The sequence below is a fragment of the Bradyrhizobium sp. genome, assembly GCF_030654605.1.
In the GTDB taxonomy this organism is placed as follows: Bacteria; Pseudomonadota; Alphaproteobacteria; order Rhizobiales; family Xanthobacteraceae; genus Bradyrhizobium.
The window spans coordinates 14037-38277 of sequence record NZ_JAURXB010000258.1 but is presented as its reverse complement, the minus strand read 5'-3'; the positions used below and the strand labels follow the sequence as shown (position 1 = coordinate 38277).

Annotated in this window: 24 protein-coding genes; 12 read left to right on the top strand and 12 right to left on the bottom strand. The window is 63.7% G+C overall.

What is annotated here, in order from left to right; all coding sequences use genetic code 11:
* Window positions 1-119: 119 nt before the first annotated feature.
* Window positions 120-1268 carry a ribonuclease D gene (gene rnd / locus Q7U29_RS23250; protein ID WP_304745211.1) on the bottom strand — a complete coding sequence of 383 codons (1149 nt, stop codon included), beginning with the start codon at window positions 1266-1268 and terminating at the stop codon, window positions 120-122.
* A 430-nt stretch (window positions 1269-1698) separates the two neighbouring features.
* Window positions 1699-3177, bottom strand: coding sequence for a YdiU family protein (locus Q7U29_RS23245; RefSeq protein ID WP_304745210.1), 1479 nt, complete (start codon window positions 3175-3177; stop codon window positions 1699-1701).
* A 227-nt stretch (window positions 3178-3404) separates the two neighbouring features.
* Between Q7U29_RS23245 and aspS the strand changes: the two genes are divergently transcribed.
* The 3 genes from aspS (at window position 3405) to Q7U29_RS23230 (ending at window position 8148) form a co-directional block, all read left to right on the top strand.
* Window positions 3405-5180, top strand: a complete 1776-nt coding sequence (aspS, locus tag Q7U29_RS23240) for an aspartate--tRNA ligase (RefSeq protein ID WP_304745208.1) — start codon at window positions 3405-3407, stop codon at window positions 5178-5180.
* A gap of 59 nt (window positions 5181-5239) precedes the next feature.
* Window positions 5240-7549 (top strand): NADP-dependent malic enzyme, encoded by a 2310-nt coding sequence (locus Q7U29_RS23235; protein WP_304745206.1) that lies wholly within the window; start codon window positions 5240-5242, stop codon window positions 7547-7549.
* A gap of 140 nt (window positions 7550-7689) precedes the next feature.
* On the top strand, window positions 7690-8148 hold the full coding sequence (locus Q7U29_RS23230; protein WP_304745204.1) for a DoxX family protein: 459 nt from the start codon (window positions 7690-7692) through the stop codon (window positions 8146-8148).
* Here Q7U29_RS23230 and Q7U29_RS23225 read toward each other — a convergent pair.
* The 5 genes from Q7U29_RS23225 to Q7U29_RS23205 all read right to left on the bottom strand — a co-directional run bounded on the left by Q7U29_RS23225 (window position 8133) and on the right by Q7U29_RS23205 (window position 13970).
* A complete protein-coding gene (locus tag Q7U29_RS23225) occupies window positions 8133-8702 on the bottom strand; it encodes a dihydrofolate reductase family protein (RefSeq protein ID WP_304745203.1) in 570 nt (189 codons plus the stop codon). The two genes, Q7U29_RS23230 and Q7U29_RS23225, sit on opposite strands and share 16 nt — an antisense overlap.
* Before the next feature lie 24 nt (window positions 8703-8726).
* Entirely contained in the window at window positions 8727-9671 is a 945-nt protein-coding gene (locus Q7U29_RS23220) for a polysaccharide deacetylase family protein (protein WP_304745201.1), read from the bottom strand.
* 161 nt (window positions 9672-9832) lie between these two features.
* Window positions 9833-10405: a glutathione peroxidase gene (locus Q7U29_RS23215; RefSeq protein WP_304745200.1), complete on the bottom strand. Its 573-nt coding sequence runs from the start codon at window positions 10403-10405 to the stop codon at window positions 9833-9835.
* Window positions 10406-10491: 86 nt separating this feature from the next.
* Complete coding sequence (locus tag Q7U29_RS23210) at window positions 10492-12126, bottom strand: hypothetical protein (RefSeq protein WP_304745198.1); 1635 nt, start codon at window positions 12124-12126, stop codon at window positions 10492-10494.
* 71 nt (window positions 12127-12197) lie between these two features.
* On the bottom strand, window positions 12198-13970 hold the full coding sequence (locus Q7U29_RS23205; RefSeq protein ID WP_304745196.1) for a L,D-transpeptidase: 1773 nt from the start codon (window positions 13968-13970) through the stop codon (window positions 12198-12200).
* Window positions 13971-14185: 215 nt separating this feature from the next.
* Between Q7U29_RS23205 and Q7U29_RS23200 the strand changes: the two genes are divergently transcribed.
* Window positions 14186-14737 (top strand): CreA family protein, encoded by a 552-nt coding sequence (locus Q7U29_RS23200; RefSeq protein WP_304745194.1) that lies wholly within the window; start codon window positions 14186-14188, stop codon window positions 14735-14737.
* 18 nt (window positions 14738-14755) lie between these two features.
* Here Q7U29_RS23200 and Q7U29_RS23195 read toward each other — a convergent pair whose 3' ends face one another.
* A complete protein-coding gene (locus Q7U29_RS23195; RefSeq protein WP_304745192.1) occupies window positions 14756-15043 on the bottom strand; it encodes a hypothetical protein in 288 nt (95 codons plus the stop codon).
* 218 nt (window positions 15044-15261) lie between these two features.
* Here Q7U29_RS23195 and Q7U29_RS23190 point away from each other — a divergent pair, with 218 nt between their 5' ends.
* The 4 genes from Q7U29_RS23190 (at window position 15262) to Q7U29_RS23175 (ending at window position 16963) form a co-directional block, all read left to right on the top strand.
* Window positions 15262-15423, top strand: coding sequence for a hypothetical protein (locus Q7U29_RS23190; RefSeq protein ID WP_304745190.1), 162 nt, complete (start codon window positions 15262-15264; stop codon window positions 15421-15423).
* A gap of 253 nt (window positions 15424-15676) precedes the next feature.
* Window positions 15677-15835, top strand: a complete 159-nt coding sequence (locus Q7U29_RS23185; protein ID WP_304745188.1) for a hypothetical protein — start codon at window positions 15677-15679, stop codon at window positions 15833-15835.
* A gap of 43 nt (window positions 15836-15878) precedes the next feature.
* On the top strand, window positions 15879-16352 hold the full coding sequence (locus Q7U29_RS23180; RefSeq protein ID WP_304745186.1) for a hypothetical protein: 474 nt from the start codon (window positions 15879-15881) through the stop codon (window positions 16350-16352).
* 161 nt (window positions 16353-16513) lie between these two features.
* Window positions 16514-16963: an ester cyclase gene (locus Q7U29_RS23175; protein WP_304745184.1), complete on the top strand. Its 450-nt coding sequence runs from the start codon at window positions 16514-16516 to the stop codon at window positions 16961-16963.
* Window positions 16964-17161: 198 nt separating this feature from the next.
* Here the strand turns inward: Q7U29_RS23175 and Q7U29_RS23170 are convergent, their stop codons facing one another.
* Window positions 17162-17422, bottom strand: a complete 261-nt coding sequence (locus Q7U29_RS23170; RefSeq protein WP_370691813.1) for a DUF6719 family protein — start codon at window positions 17420-17422, stop codon at window positions 17162-17164.
* A 17-nt stretch (window positions 17423-17439) separates the two neighbouring features.
* Window positions 17440-17592 (bottom strand): hypothetical protein, encoded by a 153-nt coding sequence (locus tag Q7U29_RS23165; RefSeq protein ID WP_304745182.1) that lies wholly within the window; start codon window positions 17590-17592, stop codon window positions 17440-17442.
* A gap of 142 nt (window positions 17593-17734) precedes the next feature.
* Here Q7U29_RS23165 and Q7U29_RS23160 point away from each other — a divergent pair, with 142 nt between their 5' ends.
* Window positions 17735-19021, top strand: coding sequence for an ArgE/DapE family deacylase (locus tag Q7U29_RS23160; RefSeq protein ID WP_304745180.1), 1287 nt, complete (start codon window positions 17735-17737; stop codon window positions 19019-19021).
* A 195-nt stretch (window positions 19022-19216) separates the two neighbouring features.
* Here Q7U29_RS23160 and Q7U29_RS23155 read toward each other — a convergent pair whose 3' ends face one another.
* Window positions 19217-20458 (bottom strand): APC family permease, encoded by a 1242-nt coding sequence (locus Q7U29_RS23155; protein WP_304745178.1) that lies wholly within the window; start codon window positions 20456-20458, stop codon window positions 19217-19219.
* Between the two features lie 120 nt (window positions 20459-20578).
* Here Q7U29_RS23155 and Q7U29_RS23150 point away from each other — a divergent pair, with 120 nt between their 5' ends.
* On the top strand, window positions 20579-22093 hold the full coding sequence (locus Q7U29_RS23150; RefSeq protein ID WP_304745176.1) for a hypothetical protein: 1515 nt from the start codon (window positions 20579-20581) through the stop codon (window positions 22091-22093).
* 24 nt (window positions 22094-22117) lie between these two features.
* Here the strand turns inward: Q7U29_RS23150 and Q7U29_RS23145 are convergent, their stop codons facing one another.
* A complete protein-coding gene (locus tag Q7U29_RS23145; protein WP_304745175.1) occupies window positions 22118-22912 on the bottom strand; it encodes a cobalamin-binding protein in 795 nt (264 codons plus the stop codon).
* Between the two features lie 120 nt (window positions 22913-23032).
* Between Q7U29_RS23145 and Q7U29_RS23140 the strand changes: the two genes are divergently transcribed.
* On the top strand, window positions 23033-23431 hold the full coding sequence (locus tag Q7U29_RS23140; protein ID WP_304745174.1) for a PaaI family thioesterase: 399 nt from the start codon (window positions 23033-23035) through the stop codon (window positions 23429-23431).
* 177 nt (window positions 23432-23608) lie between these two features.
* Window positions 23609-24232: a GNAT family N-acetyltransferase gene (locus Q7U29_RS23135; protein WP_304745173.1), complete on the top strand. Its 624-nt coding sequence runs from the start codon at window positions 23609-23611 to the stop codon at window positions 24230-24232.
* The last annotated feature ends 9 nt before the right edge of the window (window positions 24233-24241 follow it).

Here is a 24241-nt window from a genome sequence, read left to right as displayed (position 1 = left end):
CGTTCGTGACCGGCATCACAGTAGCGAGCGGAAGCACCAAATCGAGGTCGCCTGGGCAGCGAAGGCGCCTTGGTCCCGGCATCAAGCGCGGGTCAGGCCACTACACATCGAAAGTCCGACTAGGCGCGATCGACCCGAATAACGCGCCCCTTTTCGATCGCCAGCGCCAGTCGGCCCTGCTTCAGCGACAACGCCGCTTCGCCGAACAATTCGCGGCGCCAGCCGTGCAGGGCGGGTACGTCGGCGTTATCGTCCGCGGCGATGTCTTCGAGATCGCCGACCGTGGCAATGATCTTGCTGGCAACGGCGTGGCGTTCCGAGGTCATGCGCAGCAGCACCTTCAACAGCTCGACGATCGCCGCACCATTTGAATTGCCGCGCGGCTTTTCGATCTTCGGCAGCGAAGCCGGATCGCGCGCCAGGCCGCGCTGCACGGCGGCCACGATGTCGGCGCCCCATTTCGAGCGGTCGAAGCCCTTCGGCAGCGAGCGCAGATTGGCCAGGCGTTCGAGACTGGTCGGCGCATGGGTGGCGATATCGCCGACTGCGTCGTCCTTCAGCACGCGGCTGCGCGGCACGTCGCGGCTCTGCGCTTCCTGTTCGCGCCAGGCTGCGACCTCCATCAGCACCGCCAGCTCCTTCGGCTTGCGCACCCGCGTCTTCAGCCGCTCCCAGGCACGTTCGGGGTGGAAGTCGTAGGTCTTCGGCGAGGTCAGGACCTCCATTTCCTCGCTCACCCATTCGCTGCGGCCGCGCTTCTTGAGGTCGGCGTCGAGGGCCGCGAACACCTCGCGCAAATGGGTGACGTCGGAGACCGCGTAGTGCATCTGCTCGGCGGAGAGCGGCCGGCGCGACCAGTCGGTGAAACGGTGGGTCTTGTCCGGCCGATGCCCGCAGATGCGCTCGACCAATTGGTCGTAGGCGATGGAATCGCCATAGCCGAGCACCATGGCCGCCACCTGGGTGTCGAAGATCGGGTGCGGAATGGTGCCGGACTGGTGCCAGACGATCTCGATATCCTGCCGGGCGGCATGGAAGACCTTCAGGACCTTCTCGTCAGCCATAAGATCGAAGAACGGCTTGAGGTCGAGCCCCTGGGCCAGCGTATCGATCACCACCGCTTCCTCGGCGCTCGCCATCTGGACCACGCAGAGCAGGGGATAGTAGGTGGTCTCCCGCAGGAACTCGGTATCGACGGTGATGACCGGGTGTTTCGCGAGCCGGGCGCATACCGCGGCAAGGTCGGAGGTGGTGGCAATCAGATCCATGAACGGTCCATAACGCTTTTGAGACGCGTTCGGCCGAAAGCGCTGATATGTCAAGGGTCTTGCGGCGAATTCATGCCTTGCATTTTGGCCCGGCCGGGATTTTTCGGCAGGGACTCAGGGCCGCCGGGACACGCCTGCGGGCGGCCGCCAAGGTCAAATGCAACCGTCCGGGAATGGATCCGTCAGTAGTCGCTGACACGTCGCGGGCGCCGCCGCTGCGAGGGAGTGGCCAGCACGATGATGCAGAGCGCCAGCATCGCTAGTCCCATGAACTCGAATACCAATACGTCAAACACGATAGTTCCCCCAGCCAGGCCGTTAGACTTGTAGGGAACCCGTTGACTGATTGTTAATTTGTGGAACCGCAGGCCCAGTTGCGCGATCGGATGGTGCATGCGCTTTTAAAAAACTGGGTTAACGGCGAAGGCTTTCATGTCCCGCAAAACGTCTGCAGCACGCATTGGTGCGGCTCCGGCGGATCGGCGTAGCCCGCAAACGCCGGCTGGTCCTGATACGGCCTTGCCAACACCGTCAGCATTTCCTCGAACGGCGCGAAATCGTCGCGGTTCACTGCGGCTTCGATCATCGCTTCTATCAGGTGATTCCTTGGAATGAAGGCGGGATTGACCAACCGCATCGCAGCCTGCCGCTCGGCGGGGGTCTGCGGCTCCCCGGAAATCCGTTGCCGCCAGCGTCCGGCCCATTCGTCATAGGCTGATGGATCGGCGAACAATTGCCGGACTTCGGTATCGCCGTCCGGATCGAGCGCGGCGTCGCTCAGGCGCCGGAAGGTCAGGGTGAAGTCGGCCTGGTTCTTCGCCATCCCGTCCAGCAGGTCCTGCACCAGCGCCTCGTCGCCGTCGCGGGCCGTGAACAGGCCGATCTTCTGGCGCAGGCCGGTCTGATAGGCCGACGTGAACCGCTCCGCGAACTCGCCGAGGATAGCCTGGGCGTCTTCGATGGCCTTGTCCTTGTCGTCCGACAACAGCGGCAGCAGGCATTCCGCCAGCCGGGTCAGGTTCCAGAGCGCGATCCGCGGCTGGTTGGCATAGGCGTAGCGGCCTTGTTCGTCGATCGAGCTGAACACTTTTGCGGGGTCGTAGTGATCCATGAAGGCGCAGGGGCCGTAGTCGATGGTCTCGCCCGCAACAGAGGAATTGTCGGTGTTCATGACGCCGTGGATGAATCCGACCAGCAGCCAGCGCGCCACCAGATCGGCCTGCCGCGCGATCACGGCTTCGAGCAGCGCGCGGTAGGGCCGCTCGGCCTCTGCGGCCTGCGGGTAGTGCCTGGCGATGACGTGATCGGCCAGCCGCCGCACGCCCTCGGTGTCGCTGCGCGCCGCGAAATACTGGAAGGTGCCGACGCGAATGTGGCTGGAGGCTATGCGGGTCAGCACGGCGCCGGGCAACGGCATCTCGCGCATCACGTTCTCTCCCGTGATCACGGCGGCGAGCGATCGCGTGGTGGGAATGCCGAGTGCCGCCATCGCCTCGCTGACGATGTATTCGCGCAGCACTGGGCCGAGCGCGGCGCGGCCGTCGCCCCGGCGCGAAAACGGCGTCGGGCCGCTTCCCTTGAGCTGGATGTCGCGGCGCACACCTTCGGCATCGATGACTTCACCGAGCAAAATCGCGCGGCCGTCGCCGAGCTGAGGCACGAAATGGCCGAACTGGTGGCCGGCATAGGCCATCGCGATCGGGTCGGCGCCTTCGGGCACCCGCTTGCCGGCCAGGATCTCGGCTCCCTCGGGGCTGTCGAGCAGGTCAGGATCGAGGCCGAGATGCACCGCCAGCGGCCGGTTCAGCTTGATCAGGCGCGGGGCGGCGACCGGGGTCGGCACCACCCGGGCAAAGAAGCTCGCCGGCAGCGCCGTATAGGTGTTCTGGAAGGGGAAATGGACCGTCATGGGCTTCAAGATAGGCGCGCGAGGGGAATAGACAATCGTCCTCGCGCCATTGCCCGCGGATGGTTCGGTTTTTTGTCTGCTTTTCCGCTCCCGACGCCGGTTTCGGCGGCCAAAATCGACCCCGCATTCGGTTGCCGCGCCTGACCGCGTCGGGTAAACCCTGACCCTCCTCGGACGGGGCTTTTGGCCTCGATTCGACCTCTCCGACATCTGTTTTTGGGAATACCATGCATCGCTACCGGTCACATACATGCGGCGCGCTCCGTGAGGGCGAAATCGACCAGACGGTTCGGCTGTCGGGCTGGTGCCATCGTATCCGCGACCATGGCGGCTTGCTGTTCATCGATCTGCGCGACCATTACGGGCTCACCCAATGCGTGGTCGATCCGGATTCCGCGGCCTTCAAGGACGCCGAAAGGCTGCGCGCGGAGTGGGTGGTGCGGATCGACGGCAAGGTCCGCCGCCGGCCCGCAGGCACCGACAACCCGGATTTGCCGACCGGCATGGTCGAGCTTTATGTCAGCGAGATCGAGGTGCTGGGTCCGGCCGCCGAATTGCCGCTGCCCGTGTTCGGCGAGCAGGAATATCCTGAGGACATAAGGCTTAAGTACCGTTTCCTCGACCTTCGCCGCGACAAGCTGCACCAGAACATCATGACCCGCGGCGCGATCGTCGATTCCATGCGCAAGCGGATGAAGGAGCAGGGCTTCTTCGAATTCCAGACCCCGATCCTGACCGCTTCGTCGCCGGAAGGCGCGCGCGACTTCCTCGTGCCGTCGCGGATTCATCCGGGCAAGTTCTACGCGCTGCCGCAGGCGCCGCAGCAGTACAAGCAGCTGCTGATGATGTCGGGCTTCGACCGCTACTTCCAGATCGCGCCGTGTTTTCGCGATGAGGACCCGCGCGCCGACCGCTTGCCGGGCGAGTTCTATCAGCTCGACGTCGAAATGAGCTTTGTGACGCAGGACGACGTGTTTGCTGCAATGGAGCCGGTTGTTACGGGCGTGTTCGAGGAGTTCGCCAAGGGCAAGCCGGTGACAAAGGCATGGCCGCGGATCCCGTTCGCGGAGGCCTTGCGCAAATACGGCAGCGACAAGCCGGATCTGCGCAATCCGATTGTGATGCAGGACGTCTCCCAACACTTCCGCGGCTCCGGCTTCAAGGTGTTCGCGCGGATGCTGGAAGACCCCAAGAACCAGGTCTGGGGCATTCCCGGCACCGGCGGCGGCTCACGCGCGTTCTGCGACCGGATGAACTCCTGGGCGCAGGGCGAGGGCCAGCCCGGTCTCGGCTACATCATGTGGCGCGAGGGCGGCGAGGGCGCCGGTCCACTCGCCAACAACATCGGCCCGGAACGGACCGCCGCGATCCGCGATGCCCTGGGCCTGAAGGAAGGCGATGCCGCCTTCTTCGTCGCCGGCGACCCGGAAAAATTCTGGAAGTTTTCGGGGCTCGCGCGAACAAGACTCGGCGAGGAATTGAACCTGATCGACAAGGATCGGTTCGAACTCGCCTGGATCGTCGACTTCCCGATGTACGAATACGACGAGACAGAGAAAAAAATCGACTTCTCGCACAACCCGTTCTCGATGCCGCAGGGCGGCCTCGAGGCGCTGCAGACCCAGGATCCGCTGACCATCAAGGCGTTCCAGTACGACATCACCTGCAACGGCTACGAGATCGCCTCCGGCGGCATCCGCAACCACCGGCCCGAGGCGATGGTGAAGGCGTTCGAGATCGCCGGCTACGGCGAGAGCGACGTGGTCGAGCGTTTCGGCGGCATGTACCGCGCGTTCCAGTATGGCGCGCCGCCGCATGGCGGCATGGCGGCCGGCGTCGACCGCATCGTCATGCTGCTCTGCGGCACCACCAATTTGCGCGAAATCTCGCTGTTCCCGATGAATCAGCGGGCCGAAGACCTGCTGATGGGAGCGCCGTCGGACGTGGCGCCGAAGCAATTGCGCGAATTGCACATCCGGCTCAATCTGCCGGACAAAAACTAGCTCACCTCCGATCACCGAAGTCTGAATTCGGGGTCAAGGAAAGCCGCCGGGGGAAACCAATGTCGTCCCATTCTGAAGATCTGCAATCCGCGGCGCTGGCTTACCACCGGCTGCCGCGGCCGGGCAAACTCGAGATCCAGGCGATCAAGCCGCTCGCCAACCAGCGCGACCTCGCGCTGGCCTATTCGCCGGGCGTGGCGGCGGCCTGCATGGCCATTGCAGCCGATCCGGCAGAAGCCGCATCCCTGACCATCCGCGCCAATCTGGTCGCCGTCGTGTCCAACGGCACTGCGGTGCTAGGCCTCGGCAATATCGGTCCGCTGGCGTCGAAGCCCGTCATGGAAGGCAAGGCGGTGCTGTTCAAGAAATTTGCCGGCATCGACGTGTTCGACATCGAAATCGCCGCCGACACCGTCGAGCGTGTGGTCGAGACCGTGGCCGCGCTCGAGCCGACCTTCGGCGGCATCAATCTGGAGGACATCAAGGGGCCGGAGTGCTTCGAGATCGAGGCGCAGCTCAAGGCGCGCATGAAGATCCCGGTATTCCACGACGACCAGCACGGTACCGCCATCATCGTCGCCGCTGCGATCACCAATGCATTGCTGCTCAACGGCAAGAAGCTGGCTGACGTCAAGATCGTCGCCTCCGGCGCCGGCGCAGCTGCCATCGCTTGCCTCAATCTGCTGGTCTCGATGGGCGCGCAGCGCAAGAATATCTGGGTCTGCGACATCGACGGCGTGGTGCATGAAGGCCGCAACACGCTGATGGACCGCTGGAAGTCGGTCTATGCGCAGAAGACCGACAAGCGCGTGCTGGCGGAAGTGATCGGCGGCGCCGATATTTTTCTGGGGCTGTCGGCGCCCAACGTGCTGAAGCCTGACATGGTCAAGGCGATGGCGGACAAGCCGCTGGTGATGGCGCTGGCCAACCCAACCCCCGAAATCATGCCGGACGAGGCCCGCAAGGCGCGCCCCGATGCGATGATCTGCACCGGGCGCTCCGACTTTCCCAACCAGGTCAATAACGTCCTGTGCTTTCCCTTCATCTTCCGCGGCGCGCTCGACGTCGGCGCCACCGCGATCAACGAGGAGATGAAGAAGGCCGCGGTCGATGCCATCGCGCAGCTGGCACGCGATCCGCCGTCGGATGCAGTGGCCCCCGGTTTTGACAGCGGCGAAGCGCAGGGGTTCGGACCCGGCTCGCTGATCCCAAGTCCGTTCGACCCGCGGCTGATCCTGCGCATTGCGCCGGCGGTGGCGAAGGCGGCGATGGAGTCGGGCGTGGCCTCGCGACCGATCGCCGACTTCGACGACTACAGCGCACAGCTCGAGCGCTTCGCGTTCCGTTCCGGCCTCGTCATGAAGCCGATGTTCGCCAAGGCCAAGACCCAGCCGGTCCGCGTGATCTATGCCGAAGGCGAGGACGAGCGCGTGCTGCACGCGACCCAGGTCGTGCTGGAGGAGAAGCTGGCGCGGCCGATCCTGGTCGGACGTCCGTCGGTGGTCGAGGCGCGGATCAAGCGGTTCGGCCTGTCCATCAAGGCCGGTCAGGATTTCGACCTCGTCAATCCCGAGGACGATCCGCGTTACCGGTCCTATGTACAGTCCTATATCGATGCCGCCGGCCGGCACGGCGTGACTCCCGATGCGGCGCGCACGGTGGTGCGCACCAACGCGACCGTGATCGCCGCTCTCGCTGTGATGCGCGGCGAAGCCGACGCCATGATCTGCGGCGTCGAAGGCCGTTACATGAGCCATCTGCGCCATGTCCGCGAGATCGTCGGCTTCATGCCCGGTGTCAGCGACTTCGCCGCACTGGCGCTGATGATCACCAGCAAGGGCGCCTATTTCATCGCCGACACCCAGGTGAGGCCGAACCCGAGCGCCGAGGAGCTCGCGGAGGTGGCGGCGCTGGCGGCGATCCATGTGCAGCGCTTCAACATCAAGCCCAAGGTCGCCTTCGTCTCGCATTCCGATTTCGGCAGCTACGACACCGATTCCTCACGCAAGATGCGCCGCGCCACGGCGCTTCTGAAGCAGAACCATCCGGAAATCGAGGCCGACGGCGAAATGCAGGGCGACACCGCGCTATCCGAAACCGCGCGAAAACTGATCCTGCCGCATTCGAAGCTGGAAGGCGTCGCCAATATCCTGATCATGCCGAACCTCGATACCGCCAACGTCGCCTATCAGATGATCAAGGTGTTGGCCGACGCGCTTCCGGTGGGCCCGATCCTGATCGGTCCGTCGCGCCCGGCGCATATTCTCACCCCTTCGGTGACCGCGCGCGGCATTCTCAACATGACCGCGGTCGCCGCCGTCGAAGCCCAGGAACGTGCCGGCCGCCAGCAACCGAGCCTGTTCGGGTAGACCCTGCCGAAAACAAGCCGGCTCCGTTGGCGGTCGACGGGTTGCGGAATTGATTTGAGCGTTTGAAAAGCCACGGCGGAGCGCCCATAATCGCTCAGCCGGCGCGACTTCGGTATTTGCAGCATTCAACGAGGCCAATCATGCCAGCGTTTGTTACTTTCGGGCGAATCCTGTTCGCCGTGCTCTTTATCTATTCGGGAGTAGCCAAGCTTTTCGGCATCCAGGCCACATCGGATGCCATCGCTGCCAAGGTCGTGGCGACGTTGCCGGCGCTGATCGCGCCCTATGTGACGCAACTCGAAGGCATCACGGGGATGCCGATGCCGCAGATGCTCGCCATCGCGGTCGGAGCCTTCGAGGTGATCGCCGGCTTGATGATCGCGCTCAATTTCGGCGCGCGGTTCTTTGCCATTCTGCTGATCTTCTTTGTCGGCGCGGCGACCTTCTATTTTCATGACTTCTGGAATCAAGCGTCGCCATCGGATGGCAAGATGCTGGTCGAGGCGCTGAAAAACCTGTCGATCATCGGCGCGCTGTTCATCATCGCCGGCTACGGCCGCTCGTCGCAGACGCCGGAGCCGGCCTATGGCGATGTCTGAGCAACCCGCCGCCACGGCGTGACGCTGACGCCGTCGGCCGGGTCGAGCATTCGCGCTTCGCCGGCAGTCAGGCCATGTGCGGCCAGCACCTCTTGCGGTGAGCGTGCGGGCACGCCGGGGAAGCACGGCTCGCCGCCCGGCAGCTTCACCCGCGGCGCCAGCGACAGCCAGAACGTGTCGTAGCGGTCCATGAACATCTCGAAGACAACAGGCCCGCCGATCACGGCGATGGTGCCTGCGCGGACGCCAGCGTATTCGCAGGCGGCCTCGAACGAGGCTCCGGCGGGATTCCACAAGGTGGCCTTGGGATTGGAAGGATCGGGCGCGAGCGCGCCGGTCGACCGGGTCACGATGATCCGCTTTCGCTTCGGTGAGTTCGGCTGATCCTCGTAAGAATTACGACCGTGCACGATCAGATCGGCCCGATCGAGTGCGGCGTTGAAGAACCGCTTGTCGCCCTCGAATTTCAGTTCGTTCGGCATCACGCCGTCGGCGTTCGCCAGCATGCCGTCGGCGGACACGATGACGTAGCCATCGATGCGCAGTTCCGACATCCGCGTGGTCTCGCGCTGTCAGTGCTATTCCGAAATCGTCTGCACCACGCTGTTCAGCGGGCGGCTGCTGACGGTCGGGAGCTTCATGTCCTTGATGACGCTCTCGTCGAACTCCGCGATGGTCATCACCGGCGCCTTGGCCCTCATATGCACGACCTTGTAGCCGCCGGCCTTCAATTTGCGCAGCAGCTCGGGCAGGGCTTCCCCGGTGTGCTTCTGGAAGTCGTGCATCAGGACGATGCCCTTGCCCATTTTGTCGACCTTCCTCATCACGTTGTCGATGATGGTCTGGGCCTTGCTCGCCTTGAAGTCGAAGGAGTCGAGGTCGGTGGAGAAAATCCCGATGTTGCGCTCGCCGAGATAGGTGACCATTTCGGGCGGATGCTGCAGGGCCGGGAAGCGGAAGAACGGCGCGGGCGCGGCGCCGAGCGCCCATTTCACGGCGCTGAAACCCTTTTCGATTTCTTCCTTGCGCTGGGGCTCGGTCAGCTTCTTGTTGTTGAGGTTGGCGTGCGACCAGGTGTGCGAACCGACCGTGTGTCCGGCGGCGGCCACCTGCTTCAGGATCTCGGGATAATAGGACGCGTGTTTGCCGATCGGAAAAAAGACCGCCTTGGTGCATTCCTCCGCCAGGGTCTTCAGCACCGAAGGCGTATTGACCGGCCACGGGCCGTCGTCGAATGTCAGCACCACTTCCTTGTCGCGCAGGAAATCCAGCTGCTTGAAATGCTCGAAACCGAAACCGGGGCCGCCGGTGGTGTCGATTTCCACGATGCGGCCGATGCCCAGCGCGTCGGGATTGGCGCAAGCGGCCTTCGCCGGCGCCGGGGCAGGAGCGGGTGCTGCGGCGGGAGCAGGGGCTGGCGCTTGCGGAGCCGCACCCTTGGCGGCGGGGGCCTGCGACCATGCGGCGCCCGTTGCACACAGCGCAACCGCGCCCGCAAAGATCAAACCTGCCGCAATACGCATCTGATTTCCCTCAAAAACTGATCCCGTGCCCCGGGGCTCGTTGCACCAGCCCGGGCCATTTCCTGCCGTGATCATACTAGCCTAATTGGACCGGCGCCGCCACGGCAACGGCTTTTATCCAAAGCCTAAGATAGGTCGCCGATACGCCTCATTCGGCCGCGTCAGGAGTCCGCGAGCGCCCGGGCGATGGCGGTTTTGACGCGGGTATCCGATGGGGCGACGGACTCGGGAAAGACCTCCACGATATAGCCGTCGCGCCCGATCAGATACTTGTGGAAGTTCCAGCGTGGAACTTCCCTGGGGCGGGCTTCGGCGGCCCATTTGTAGAACGGATGCGCATTCGGGCCCTTCACGATGGCCTTGGCCGCGATCGGGAAGGTGGCGCCATGCTGCTGCGCGGTATTTGCGATCTCGGCCGCGCCGCCGGGCTCCTGCCCGCCGAAATCATTGGAGGGGACGCCCAGGATCATCAGGCCCCGGCTGTGAAACTCCGTCCAAAGCTCCTGCAACCCGGCATATTGCGGGGTGTAGCCGCACAACGACGCCGTGTTGACCACCAGAAGCGGCCGGCCGGCATGATCGGCGAGCCGGATATCGCCGCCCGCGAGCGCTGGAAACGAAAAGGCATAGGCCGTGATCCGGCTGACCGCGGCCTGCGCCAGGGCGCTTGATGTCGAGGCCGGGGCTGCGATCGCGGCGAGCGCGGCCGTGAGGATGGTCCTGCGGTCGATCATGGTCACACCTCCCGGGGCCGTTCTCCCGCAGATTTTGCCTCGGGCGACGATAGCGCAACCCACGAGCGGCCGCATTCAACACCCCGTTATGGCCGGGCCGGGCACCAGGGCAGCGGCAGCAGCGGCAGGTATTGCCGGTTCCATTCGCAGATCGATTGCGGGCCGCTGCGCTTGGTGGCGTATTTGACTGCCTCGGCCTGGCCGACGGCGATATGGAGTACGAACAGCGTCGCGCCGACGGGATAGGCCCATTTGTGAAAGCGCAAATCGCTCAGCGGCTCCAGCAGAACAGCGAAGGCGAGGATAATCAGCGGATCGGTGAAGATGAAATATTCGGATTTCAATCCACGGCGCACGGTCAGCGTGTCGATTCCGATCGCTGCCAGCAGCAGCATCAGGGCCTGGACCGCGGCCAGCTTTTCGTCGCGCCGCCACGCATAGATGATGAGCGGGACGATCAACCATGGCAGAAACATCGCCGGCCGCGGGGACGGATGCAGCACGAACGTATAGCGCGCCAGCACCGATCCGATGCCATCGAGCAGCGACAGGATTCCCCATGGGCCGGAGGCAATCGCGGCGCTGGTTGTGCTTGCATCGGCAAACGACAGCATTTTCTCCAGCGGATTGACGACGGCGATGACATTGCTGGTGTTGTATTCCAGGTTTAGCGCGAGCAGGGCAATCGATGCGCCGGCGGCCATGGTGAACATCGACGCCAGCGTTTCGGCGGCGCTGACGCGCCAGATCCTGGCATAAGCGACCATGCAGCCGCCGGTCAGGACCAGCAGCGCGGCCTGATAGATGCCGAAGCGGCCGAGCAGCAAGGGGCGGAACTGGGCGGCATCCAGCAAGGCGCGGTCAAACCCGGTGGCGATGATCGGCCACGCCGTCGCCACAGCGGCAATGGCGGCGCCGGCCGCGGCGGCCATTGCCAGCCAGCGCCATGGCGAATGGCGCCAGAACGCCACGCTGGTGCCGGTGGCGCTGCCGAACGGCAGGATCACGATGGGCAGCGCGCCGATCAGCAGGATCGCCTGCACCTTGTTCTCGAGGCCGAGCACGCATAGTGCGGCGGCTGCCGCCACCGCCAGCGGACGGGCGAGGCTGGCGCGGCGGCCGACCACGATCAGGATCAGAGCCGCGAAAATGACAGGGCAGGCCGCCACCATCTCGCTGCGCAAGATACGCGAATGCACGGCGACGCCGCCGGAAAATGCGAAGGCGAAGATCGCCATCATCGCGATCCGCCAGTCGCGCACCACGTGGCGGACCAGGCCGGCGAAAACCAGCACGCAGCCGGTCGCGGTCAACAGGACCAGCACGCGTCCGGCGCGGACCGCGCTGGTCATCGCCGCGTCGAAGCCGGCTGCATCCGATGCCGCTGGAATGGCGGACAGCGTCCAGGCGTCGAGCAGGCCGAGCCCGTGCAGCAGCCTGAACCAGTATTGCACCGACAGAATGCTGATATAGGCGGTGTGATCGAAGAACCGCTGCGGCTTGCCGTCGTTGAGGACAAGCGCGTTGTAGACCACCATGAAATCCATGTCGGCATTGCGCCAGTAGACCAGCGCATAGCCGAGCAGAAAAAACGACGCCGCCATACCGGCGACGACGGCCGCCAATCCCCATCGCCAGCCGAGGAAATTGAGCCGGTCAAAGGCGTCAGCCGAAACGATCGGCGGCGCGGTTGTGCGGGCCGGGGTGGGAAGCTCGTTCATGCCTCCAGTCTCTTAGCTCAGCCGCGACCGCGAAGCGATGGCGCCGAACGGCGGGATCGCCCGAGATCGCCTTACCGCAGCGAAACGATGAAATCGGTGCCTTCGCCGGTTTCGCCGCCCTGGTTGATGCCCTGGTCGGACACCACGATCGAGCCACCGGTGCTGAGCGCCTCGGCGATGCGCGCCGTGGCTTCCGGCGGAATCGTGATGCGGTCCAGCGCCTCGGCCGGGCTGTTCGGCGCCGGCAACGGCTGCTTCACTTCGGCCGGCACGACGCCTGCGATCCTGCGCCGCCGCGACGCACGTTCTTCGTCCTCATTCTTCTGCGCGTTGCGCGCCGCGACCGGCAGCGAAACCACCGACCAGCGCAGCGCATTGGCGTCGTCCTTGTCGACCTCCGCCGTGAACACATGCGTGCCAAGCAGGCGGTCGCTCGGGGCGATGGTCACGGGTACATCGAACAGCGGTTTGAAATTCTCGCGCACGTAGAGCTTGCCGTCCTTGCGGCTGATCAGCACCGCGATCCGGCCGGCCGGCTTCGGCGGTTCGGGTTTGGCGACCACGGGCTTCTCGGCGTTCGGCAGGCGGGTTTGGTCTTTCTTCACATCCGAAGCGGCATCGGTTGTCGCGGTGACACTGTCGTCGGGCCTGGTGTCGGGCTTTTCGGTCGTCTTGATTGCGTCTGGCGTGGCCGCCTCTGGCGCGGCTTCATCGGCTTTCGCCTCGACCTTCGTAACCTCGGGCTTTGCGCTTTCGGTTGCCTCGGACTTTACAGTTTCGCCGGTGGCCTGCGCTGATGCAGAGGGGGCATCCGACTTCGCTTCAGTGTCGGCAGCTTTGGTTTCAGCGCTCGCTGTTTCCGTCGGTTTGGTCTCGGTGGGCTGGGCGTCGGATGAAGCGATCTGATCCGGCCTGGACGCGGCCGGCTCAGCATCGGTCGCTGCGGCTTCGGATTTTGCTTCAGCTCTCTCGGGCTGTGGCGGGTTGGCCGCGGATGGCGAAGCATCGGACATCGTGACCGAAGCGTTGGTGGCGCCGCTGGCGTCCGCGGTGCGGGTACCGGCGCCGTGGCCGACTGACGACCGGAGTTCGAGGCTCGCCTCTGCAACCGTGGCCTTGACCGTGGTACCGGCATCCGCCGCCTTGTCGGCCTTTGGGGCCGGCGGCGCATCCGGATTCGGCTCGAGCGCAGCAGACGGCGGCTGCGGGACGATCTTCTGGGCGGCGAGCAGGGGATGCGCAAACCTGGCCGGGGTGATTTCGCCTGGCGTGACGACGACCCGCGCGCCCATCTTGGTCCAGTTCCATATCCGGGCGGCGAACGCCATCGGCATGCGGATGCAGCCGTGCGATGCCGGGTAGCCCGGCAGCACGCCGGCATGCATCGCGATGCCCGACCAGGTGATCCGCTGCATGAACGGCATCGGCGCGCCGCTATAGATGTTGGAATGGTGCAGCTTGTGCTTTTGAATGATGCTGAAGACGCCCATCGGCGTCGGATGGCCCTTCATGCCCGTGGAGATCGGCGTTTCCGCGAAAAATCCGTTGGCGTCGTAGACCTTCAGGGTTTGCCGCTCGATCGAGATCGCGATGATCACAGCACCTTGCGGTTTGACGGAATCCTTTGGCGCCTCGACCTTCTTGGCCTGTCGAGGACGAGCCCGTTGCGGCCGCGGTTGCGGCGGCGCCTGCCGGCTTTGGAAAAAGCCCGACTCGTAATCCGAGTAATACCGGGCAGCCTCGACAGGGGAAGCCAGGCAGATGGCTCCAGCCGCCGTCAAAACCCCAATCTGCCAAAACCGTTTGGTCGCAAAATCAGCCAAAAAAATCCGGTTCCCGTCCACGCGTAATATCCTCGAATCCAGCCTTTGAATGCTTAGTTGTCGCAGAGGCGCAACACGTTCACCAGCACAGGCCCGGTGAAGCCCGCGAGTTTGCCGGCAAGCGTAGCAAAAAAGCCTCACATTCGGTTAAACGCGCCGCGGTCGTCAGTTACCGCCAAACCTTACCGAGCAGCGTCAGCACACCTACATGGGTGAAAACCGCCACGGAGATATCCATGACATTCCAAGCCTTCAGGCCGTACGACGTCAAATGGGGGCTTTGGGCCTTGCTGGCACTTCTATGCGTGTCGTTGTGGCCCGCCGTGCCGGCCCACGCTGCCGACGAACCGGACCTGATCTTCCGCCGCTCGACCGTGTTCAAGTGGCTCAGCCCCAACGACAAGTTGGCGACCTATGGCCTCGACGACCCCGAAGTCGAGGGCGTGGCCTGCCATTTCACCGTACCGGAGAGGGGCGGCTACAAGGGCTGGCTCGGGCTGGCCGAGGAAGTCTCTGATATTTCATTGGCATGCCGCCAGATTGGCCCAATTCGCTTCAAGGCCAAATCGGAGCAGGGCGAGGATATGTTCCGGCAGCGGCGCTCGCTGTTCTTCAAGAAGATGCAGATCGTCCGCGGTTGCGACGCCAAGCGCAACGTGCTGGTCTATATGGTGTATTCGGACAGGCTGATCGAAGGCTCGCCGAAGAACTCAACCTCATCGGTGCCGATCATGCCGTGGGGAGCCGCCGACGCGGTGGTTCAGAGGTGCGGCGAGTTCATTCACTGAGCGGAGCCGGATCCGCTTCTACGGCTTGGCAGGGCCAGGGCGCGCACCAGGCCGCACCCATGGCGCGGAGCCGGCCTTGGGGTCGCGGCATCCTATCAGCTGGACGAGTTTCTGTGGCGTCGAGATGTTGCCGCTGTCGCCGCATTGCTGTGACATCGCGCCGCAATTTACCGAACGTTTCAGACTGGCGGTATTGGGAGCTTGGATCCGCCGTTCGGAGGTACCGTCAGTCCGGGCCAGGCGTTCGATCATCGGCCGGCCGGGGTTGCGCGTCGGGGTTTTGTTGCCAACATCGATGTTGCCCACGACTCTATCCTTTGCCTAATGTCAGGTCACAACGCGCAACCACTGCGAAAGGTTGCATGTCGCTGCCGTGAGTCGGCCGCCGCGAGACTTCGGTTCAAGGGTGCCGCGCCGCCCAAGGCCTTCTCCACCAGAGAAAGATTAAAATCCCGCCCGGGGATTCGAACCCCATCGTTTTTGTCGACGTCTGACGTTGAGAGATCCCTGGTGGAGAAAGTCCGATGCGAGCCCTCAGCTATATGATCGTCCTCGTGCTGGTCCTGACCGGGCCCTCGCTGGCGGGCTCGGCCGATCGCGACGTGCCGGGGGTCGGCACCTTCGTTTATTGCGGAGCGCCGATCATGACCCCGGCGCCCGAACTGATGGCCGAACTCAGCCAGTGAACGAGTGACCCAGCGGACAACGGGGCAGGGGAGCCATCAGGGCTCTCGCGTAGGCCTGCTCTGCCAACCCCATCGACTGAATTAATTGAAGTTTTCCGACAATTGTTTCGTCGCATGACCGGCGACGAAACAATTCTCCCGGGTGACGAAACCATTTCCCGCTTTTGGCGCAGACATCCGGAAACAACGAAAAGTTATCTGTTTCCCAACGACGACGGCGCAGCGCCGGCAGGCCAAAAGCGGAGACAGCCAAATGCGGACCCTCAGTTTCATCCTTGCCTTCGCCTTCGTGCTCGCGGGCCCCTCGATGGCCGGTTCGTCTGAAAATGCCATTCCGGGTGTCGGCACTTTCGCCTATAACGGCCCGCCGATCGCTTCTCCTGCCCAGGCCATCGTCATTGCAGCCCGCTGAGGCGCTGCCGAGCCAGACAAAGAAAGTTGCCGGTAAGGCCATCATGCTTCTTCGTATCAGTTCAGTCGCGATCGTCGCTTCCGCCCTTCTCGCCGGTGCGGCGCAGGCCCAGGTACAAGCACCTCAGGTAGCGCAGCTCCAGGCGCCGCAGCTTCAAGCACCGCAGCCTCACGTTTCGCAGCCTCAATTTCAGCGGGTCCGCTCGCTGTTGAAGATGCCCGATCCGCGCGGTGAGTTCGTGCGGCTGTGTGCTCCCCATATGGTGGGCCGCTGGGCGCATCCGGAATCGGTATGCAGCTGCCTGCACGACTACGCCGCCGCGACCGTCGAAGACATTGACCTTCGCGAAGCGCTGCTGCGCGGTATCAGCGAGACCGGCGTGCCGACCATCGAGACCGAATGGGTGCCACCGTCGAAACAATCCCAGATCGGCGCAACCTTCACCAAGATTGCGAAGCCGACACTGCAATGCATGTTCGAGCCCGTGGAACTGGCAGCCGCAAGCCCCCAGAAATAGCAAGCGTTCCGAAATAGCGTGTCAACGCCCGCCGATTGTTCGGCCGCCGCGCGCTCGACACCGCGGCAACTCCTGATCTAACCGTTGCGGATGGCGATTGCAGCTACGGCGCATCCTGATGCGTTGCCTGGCGCTGGTGGCGATCACACGGAGGAATTCCCATGCGAGTCCTGGTCGTCGTTCTCTTGAGCATGTTGACGTTGGCAGTATCCCCGGCCGCCGCTGACGATGCGGCGAAGCTGGCGGCCAACGAGAAAACGGTGCTGGAATTCTACGAGGCGGGGCTCAACCGCAAGGATTTCGACGCCGCCGCTAAATTCTTCGGATCGCGCTACGTCCAGCACAATCCGACGGCGCCCGACGGGATCGAGGGTTTCAAGGCATTCCTGAATTTCCTGCGTGAAAAATTTCCCGACTCCCGCAGCGAGATCAAGCGGAGCTTCGCCGAGGGAGATTATGTCATCCTGCACGTCCATAGCGTGCGCGAGAAGGGAACCCGTGGCCGCGCCATCGTCGATATCTTCAAGCTCGAGGACGGCAAGATCGTCGAGCACTGGGACGTCGTGCAGGATGTTCCGGAAAAGGCCGCCAACAGCAACGGCATGTTCTAGCGAGGCGTTTCCGAAGTTGGAATCTCATAGGCATCCCGTTCGGACCTCATCCTGAGGAGCATCGCGCAAGCGATGCGTCTCGAAGGATGGCCGCAGGCGATGGCCGTGCAAGCCGCCATCCTTCGAGACGCCCGGCTTCGCCGTGCTCCTCAGGATGAGGTCCGGAGTGGTTGAACCGATAAGAAATAACGGCGCCAACTATCGCTTCTTCGTGCCCAGCCGCGGAATGCATTTTCGCACCGCGACGATTCCGGTTGCCGTCATCTGGGAGCCGGATACTTCCTTGATCTGGCCGGCGGGGCAGGAGCCGTCATCGACCAGGATGCGCTGGCCCAGCCGCAGATTGACGATGTCCCGCTCGCGCGCCACTTGCTCCGCCATCGCTGTCGGCGTGAGCGCGCACAGCGCCAAACAAGCGGCCAATCCAGTCCAGCAACACCTGACGTGCGAGAGTTTCATGCCGCGCTAATTCCGTCTCACTTGGTCTGGATCTTCAGTCCGCCCGGGCCGACATTGATCTGCACGCCCTCCGGCTCCTTCTTGGCCTGGTAGAGGCTGTAACCGAGCACACCTACCGCGACGATCAGCGCGCCGATGATCAGGAACATGAGGTTGCGGTTGCCGGACATCCGGGATCTCCATGGGAGCGCATATCAGTGCACTCTATTGATGCAGTTACGATTCTGAAAGCGATCAAAAACGTCAGCACATCGGGACAAAGTATGGTTTGATCGCCCCGGTTCCACCGAAGCGCTCCTCCAGGGAATGGCAATGCAATCCAATACAAGCGATACCAAGCAACGAATCCTCGACGCCGTCGATGCCGGTTTTGACGCGCAGCTGGCGACCACCAGGGACTTTGTCGCGATTCCCTCCACCCGCGGCGCGGAAGGGCCGTGCCAGGACATGATCGGCGATCTGCTGCGCCAGCGCGGCTATGAGGTCGACGACTGGCATATCGACGTCGACGACCTGAAGGATTTGCGCGGCTTCGGTCCGATCGAGCATGATTTTTCCAGGGCGCGCACCGTGGTCGGAACTTACCGTCCCCAGAGCAACGCCGGAAAGTCACTGATCCTGCAGGGGCATTGCGACGTGGTGCCGACCGGCCCGCTCGACATGTGGGACACGCCGCCGTTTTCGCCTGTCGTGAGGGACGGCAGGATGTATGGCCGCGGCGCCTGCGACATGAAGTCCGGCACCATCGGCGCGCTCTACGCGCTCGACGCCATCAAGGCCGCCGGGCTGAAGCCGACCGCGCGGATTCACTTTCAGTCCGTGATCGAGGAAGAGAGCACCGGCGTTGGCGCGCTCTCCACCTTGCAGCGTGGCTATCGCGCCGATGCCTGTTTCATTCCCGAGCCGACCTCAGGCCGGATGGTGCGCTCGCAGGTCGGCGTGATCTGGTTTCGCCTGCGGGTGCGCGGCGTTCCGGTGCATGTCGCCGAGGCGGGCTCCGGCTCCAACGCCATCACCGCAGCCTATCATCTGATCCACGCGCTGGAAAAGCTCGAGGTCGAATGGAACGAGCGCGCCAAGGCCGATCATCATTTCAAGGCGGTGACGCATCCGATCAACTTCAACCCCGGCATCATCAAGGGCGGCGACTGGGCCTCCAGCGTGCCCGCTTGGTGCGACGTCGATTGCCGGATCGCGATCCTGCCGGGCTGGTCGGTGGCCGATTGCCAGAACGAGATTCTGGCCTGCGTCTCGGCGGCGGCGCGCGATCATCGCTTCCTCTCCAACAACCCGCCCAGTGTGGAATGGTCCGGCTTCCTGTCGGAAGGCTATGAGCTGAAGGAATCCGCCGAAGCGGAAGCCGCCTTCGGCAAGGCGTTCACGGCGGTCTATGGCGGCGCGGTGCAGGATCTCGTGTTCACCGCGCTCACCGACACGCGGTTCTACGGGCTGAACTACAACATCCCGAGCCTGTGCTTCGGAGCGAGTGGCGCTGCGATGCACGGCTTCAACGAATATGTCGACCTCGACTCCTTGAGGAAATCAACCAAGGCCACCGCGCTGTTCATCGCGGAATGGTGCGGGGTGGAGAAGGTCTGACATTCGTGTCCCGGTCGCGCTGTTCCGCAGAACCGGCACCCGGTGGCCCACGAGGATGGACCCTGGATCAGCAGCGCACCGGACGATGCTTCGCATCGCCGGGAGAGCGCTGCGCAGCGTCCGGGGAACGGCCGGTGCGCAGGATGGCTGGAATGAAGCGGTACCCCTCATGTTTCGCGCGAGCGGGGCGGGTCATCATACGATCAGGTCGACGATGAGAAGCAGCACACTGGAAACGAAGCCTGCAAACGGTACCCAACGCGGACAAATGAAGATTCCCGGCGGCGGGGCTTCATTCCTGCTTTTGATCCGGATCAGCGCGAGGTTCACGATCGAGAAAATCACGAGCGTGAACCCCGCCGTCAGGTCGGCGAGGCCTGCGAGCGGAACGGCCAGCGCAAGCATGAGAATGGCTGCAACGCCGATCGCCGTCGCCAGAAGAGGTGTGTGCGTCACCGGGTTCAGCCGTGTAAGGGCCTTCGGAAGGTTGCCCTGATCGGCCAGGCCATAGATCACCCGGGCAATCATGATCATATGGACGATGATGCCGTTCAGCGTCGCCACGATGGCGATGGCGCCCATGGTGACGAGCGGCAGGCCCGTGAGGCGCTCGAAGACCAGCGCAAGCGGCGCCGGGGAGCGGGCGAGCTCTTGCGGAGGCACCGCCGTCACCGCGATCCACACAACCACTCCGTAAATGAACGCGGTGATGCCCAGCGTCAGGAACAGTGCGCGCGGCAGGGTGCGGCTCGGTTCCTTCATTTCTTCCGCAACGTTGACGAGATGCTCGAAACCGAGGAAGGCAAACACCGCTATGAGCGACGTTCCGGCTATTCCGATCCAGGCCGTGGTATCGCCAGCGGAAGGCCAAATCTCCGGAAGGCGGCTGAAGACATCGGTCCCGTGACCCAGGCCGGCAACGATGATCAGCGCGAGGCCGCCCACTTCGATGAGCGTCATGATCCCGGCGAATGTGACCGATTGAACCGTAGCGAGACATGCCACGATCCCCATGGCAAGAACGACCCCGGAAATGATCCACGGCGCGGGGATGGGCAGAAAAACCGCAACATAACCCGCGCTGCCGACGCTGATCGTCGCGGCAGAGATGATTGCCGTCGTGACCACGAGAAGTCCGACGCCGAGGCTGAGCCAATCGAGCCGGAACGCGGCATGCACATAAGCCGCCTCGCTGGCGCTCACGGGCATGCGCGTTCCCAACTCGGCAAACGATGCCGCGCTGAAGGCCATGACGAGCGCCGCACCCACGAAGGCAAGCGGCGCGTGCATGCCGCTGCGGCCCGCGGCGAGGCCGACAAGGACGTAGATGCCGGCCCCGATGGTGACGCCGAGACCATAGAGCACCGCGTGCGTCAGCGTGAGCGAGCGAACGAGGCGCGCCGACGCATTCGGCGTAGCTACAGGCTGGACAGACATCTACGTTCTCCTCGGTCGGTCCAGCCGGGCAGCTGATGGAAGATGGCAGCTGCGACGCTCGTCTTTCCACTACATTCTCAAGCGCGAGCGTATTTGATTCGCGTCAGGGAACTCATCCTCATGAGCCAACTCACGGAAGGGCCAAAGGCACGCGGGACGCTGCTGGCAACCATCGTCGAGGCTGCTACGGCACGGATGCCCAGCCTCATGCGACCCGTGCTCGGCTTCCGCCGCACCTACCTGCCGCTGCTGATGGTCTATTTTGCCTACGGCGCCCTCGGCATCATCGACGTGAGCCGCGACATGTGGATCAAGGAGCGTCTGGTTCTCACCCCGGCCGAGCTTGCCGGAATAGGAGTCTGGCTCAGTCTGCCGTGGACGGTGAAAATGGTGTTCGGCCAGCTGGTCGACAGCGTTCCGATCTTCGGCTCGCAGCGTCGCTCCTACATCCTGATCGGGGCCGCCTTTACCGCCTGCGGATTGTTCACGCTGGCCGGCGCGGCCGGCGGATGGATCGTGTTCGCCCGGACCGACAGCCTTTACATCCTCGGTGCGATGCTGATCGTGGTCGGTACCGTGATCCAGGACGTCGTTGCGGACGCGATGTCCACCGAGGTCGTCTCCCGCGTGGACCTGGCCGGGAACGCCCGTCCGGAGGACGAGATCCGAACCGAATTGGGCATGGTGCAGGTCCTGGGTCGCCTTGCGCTCGGTATCGGAATTCTTGCGGTGGCGGGACTCTCCGGATGGCTCGCCCAGTTCTTCGCCCGGGAAACGGTGTTCCTCTTCGGCCTCGTCATTCCCGGCATCTCGGCTTTGGGCGTTCTGCTGATCCGGCAGGAATCGAGCGAGCGACGGCCGCTCGACTGGCGCATCCTCGGCGGCGGCATCGCCTTTGGGCTCATCGTCCTTGCTGTCGCGCTCGGTGGTGTGCCATTCGGGCAGGAACTGGTCTTCGTGCTCTCGATGCTGGTCATTTGCACGATGTTGTTCTTCGTGACCCGCGAACTCGACGCGAAGACCAGGCGCGCCATTCTGTTCGCGAGCATCATCATCTTCGCGTTCCGCGCCACGCCATCCGTTGGAGACGGCTATTTCTGGTGGACGCTCGACGTGCTCAAGTTCGACGAGGCCTTCTATGGAAGCCTTCGCCAAACCTCGGCCGTCATCGCCATTGTCGCGATGTGGACGTTCAGCAAGCAATTGACGGAATATTCCGTGACCAAGGTGCTATTCTGGCTTGCCGTCGCCGGAGCAGTCCTGTCGCTGCCCAATATCAGCCTGTTCTACGGTCTTCATCACTGGACGGAGGAGACATTCGGGTTCGGCGCCCGGACGATCGCGGTCATTGACGCCGCCGCGGCCTCGCCCTTCGCGCAACTCAGCATGATCCCACTGCTCACGCTGATCGCGTTCTACGCGCCGGCGGGCCATCGTGCGACCTGGTTCGCTCTCATGGCCTCGTTGATGAATCTGGCGCTCGTCGCAGGTCAACTGCAGACGAAGTATCTGAACGAAGTTTTCGTCGTCCAGCGTGGGGAGTATTCGGATCTGGGTCCGTTGTTGATTATCGCGACCGTGCTTGGCTTCATCCTCCCGATTGGCGCGATCCTCTTGTTTGGCCGGCGCGCGTGATCAATCCGCCACGGAGCGGCGTGTTCACGAGCCTGGCAGCGCCGGCCACAGCGCCTTGACGATCGCATCAAGTCCATCGGTCAGCGCCGCCGGTCCCGGCTGCAAGATCAGCGGCGATTTTATTTCGACGATGCGGTCGTTACGCACGGCCGGAATTTCGCTCCAGCCCGGCCGCTGCCTGATCCTGTCGATAACGACCTTCTTTCCGCACCACGACGCCAGGATGACGTCCGGCGCCGCCGCGCGCACGACGTCCGGCAGGATGATGCGATCCTTCGCCGCCTGTTGAAACCGCAATTTCGGCAGCGCGTCTTCGCCGCCCGCGATCTCGATCAGTTCAGAGACCCAGCCGATGCCGCTGATCAGCGGATCGTCCCATTCCTCGAAATAGACGTTTGGTTTTTTCCCGGGCCGGGGAGTGGCTGCGATCGCGGCGAGACGTTGCTCGTAGCCTGCGGCGAGTTGATCGGCGCGCCCGGCCGCACCCACCAGCGCGCCGAGGGTGCGGATCATCGCGAGGATGCCGGCGATGTCGCGCTGGTTGAAGACGTGGATGGCGACGCCGGCGCGGACCAGGTCGGCGACGATGTCGGCCTGCAAATCCGAGAAAGCCAATACGAGGTCGGGCTCGAGCGCGAGGATTTTGGGAATGTCCGCCGAGATGAAGGCCGACACCCGCGGCTTCTCGCGCCGGACCCGCGGCGGCCGCACGGCGTAGCCGGAGACGCCGACGATGCGGTCCTGTTCGCCGAGCAGATACAGCGTCTCGACGGTCTCTTCGGTGAGGCAGACGATCCGGCGGGGAGGGAACTGTTGCATGGAGGGCGATATGCCGAATTGCCGGCGCGTTGTCACGGCCATTACCTTGGAGGTCATTGCCTGACTTACCTGGCTCATCCATGCTCGCAGGCAATGCTTGAAGAAAAATCGGGAGCACCCATGACGCCGCTTGAAAAACTGAACTCGATGAAGATGCCGTTCGCGGAATTGAAGGGCGTGGTCTTCACCGAAGCCGAAAAAGACCGCGTGGTGGCGCGGATGCTGGTGCGTCCCGATCTGTGCACGCTGCGTCACACCATTCACGGCGGCGCGGTGATGGCGTTGGCGGATTCGGTCGGGGCGGCGGCGACCGTGCTCAACCTGCCCGAGGATGCCAAAGGCACCACCACGATCGAGAGCAAGACCAATTTCATCGGCGGCGCCAAAGAAGGAATGGTTGTCGTTGCGACCGCGACGCCGGTCCATCGGGGCCGCCGCACCCAGGTCTGGCAGACCCGGCTGGAAACCGAGGACGGCAAGCTGGTCGCGGTGGTGACTCAGACGCAGCTGGTTCTATGAAACCTATTGAACAGCAGTTCATTCGTTAACGAATTACCACGTTTGTTAACGCCCCATTCGCGACATTCTGCCGATATTTCAGGCTGATAGCAGGCTTGAATTCCATGCTGCGATGCACAATATTGAGGGTCTAGGGATTCGACGCCTCCTCGAGGGCTATCCAAGAGGAGTTATGAAGTGAGACACGAAGACATTACGCGTTCGACCCCTGCCAGGGGCAGCGTCCGGACGTTGCGTCAGCAGGAAGAACTGCCGCTGCTGCGCGACCACCTGCTGCGGCTTGATCCGACAAGCCGCCATGACCGTTTCCACGGCTTCATGGATGACAGCTTCATCGAGCGCTATGCCGCCAAATGCGCCGAAGACGGTACCGTCATCATCGCCTACATCGAGGATGGCGTGGTGCGGGGCGCGGCGGAACTGCATCCGCCGGATCAATCGCCGGATTCGCTGCCCGAGATCGCCTTCAGCGTTGAAGCGCGGGTGCGCCGGCAGGGCGTCGGCAGCATCCTGTTCAAGAAGCTGATCGCGGAGGCGCGATCGCAGGGCTACCGCGCCTTGCGGATCACCACGGGCGCGCAGAATCAGGCGATGCGGGCGCTGGCCCACAAGTTCGGCGCGAATCTGACGTTCCGCCACGGCGAATCCACCGGGACGATCGACCTAAAGCCGCAAGCGCAGCCGCAATCCGCGAGGGCCGCAATGGCGACGCCGGTCGACGCCGCACGCGCCATGGCCAGCGTCAACCGCGCCTACTGGAAGATGCTGCTGCGGGTGTATGGCTGGGGCCGGGCGGCCTGATCGACCATC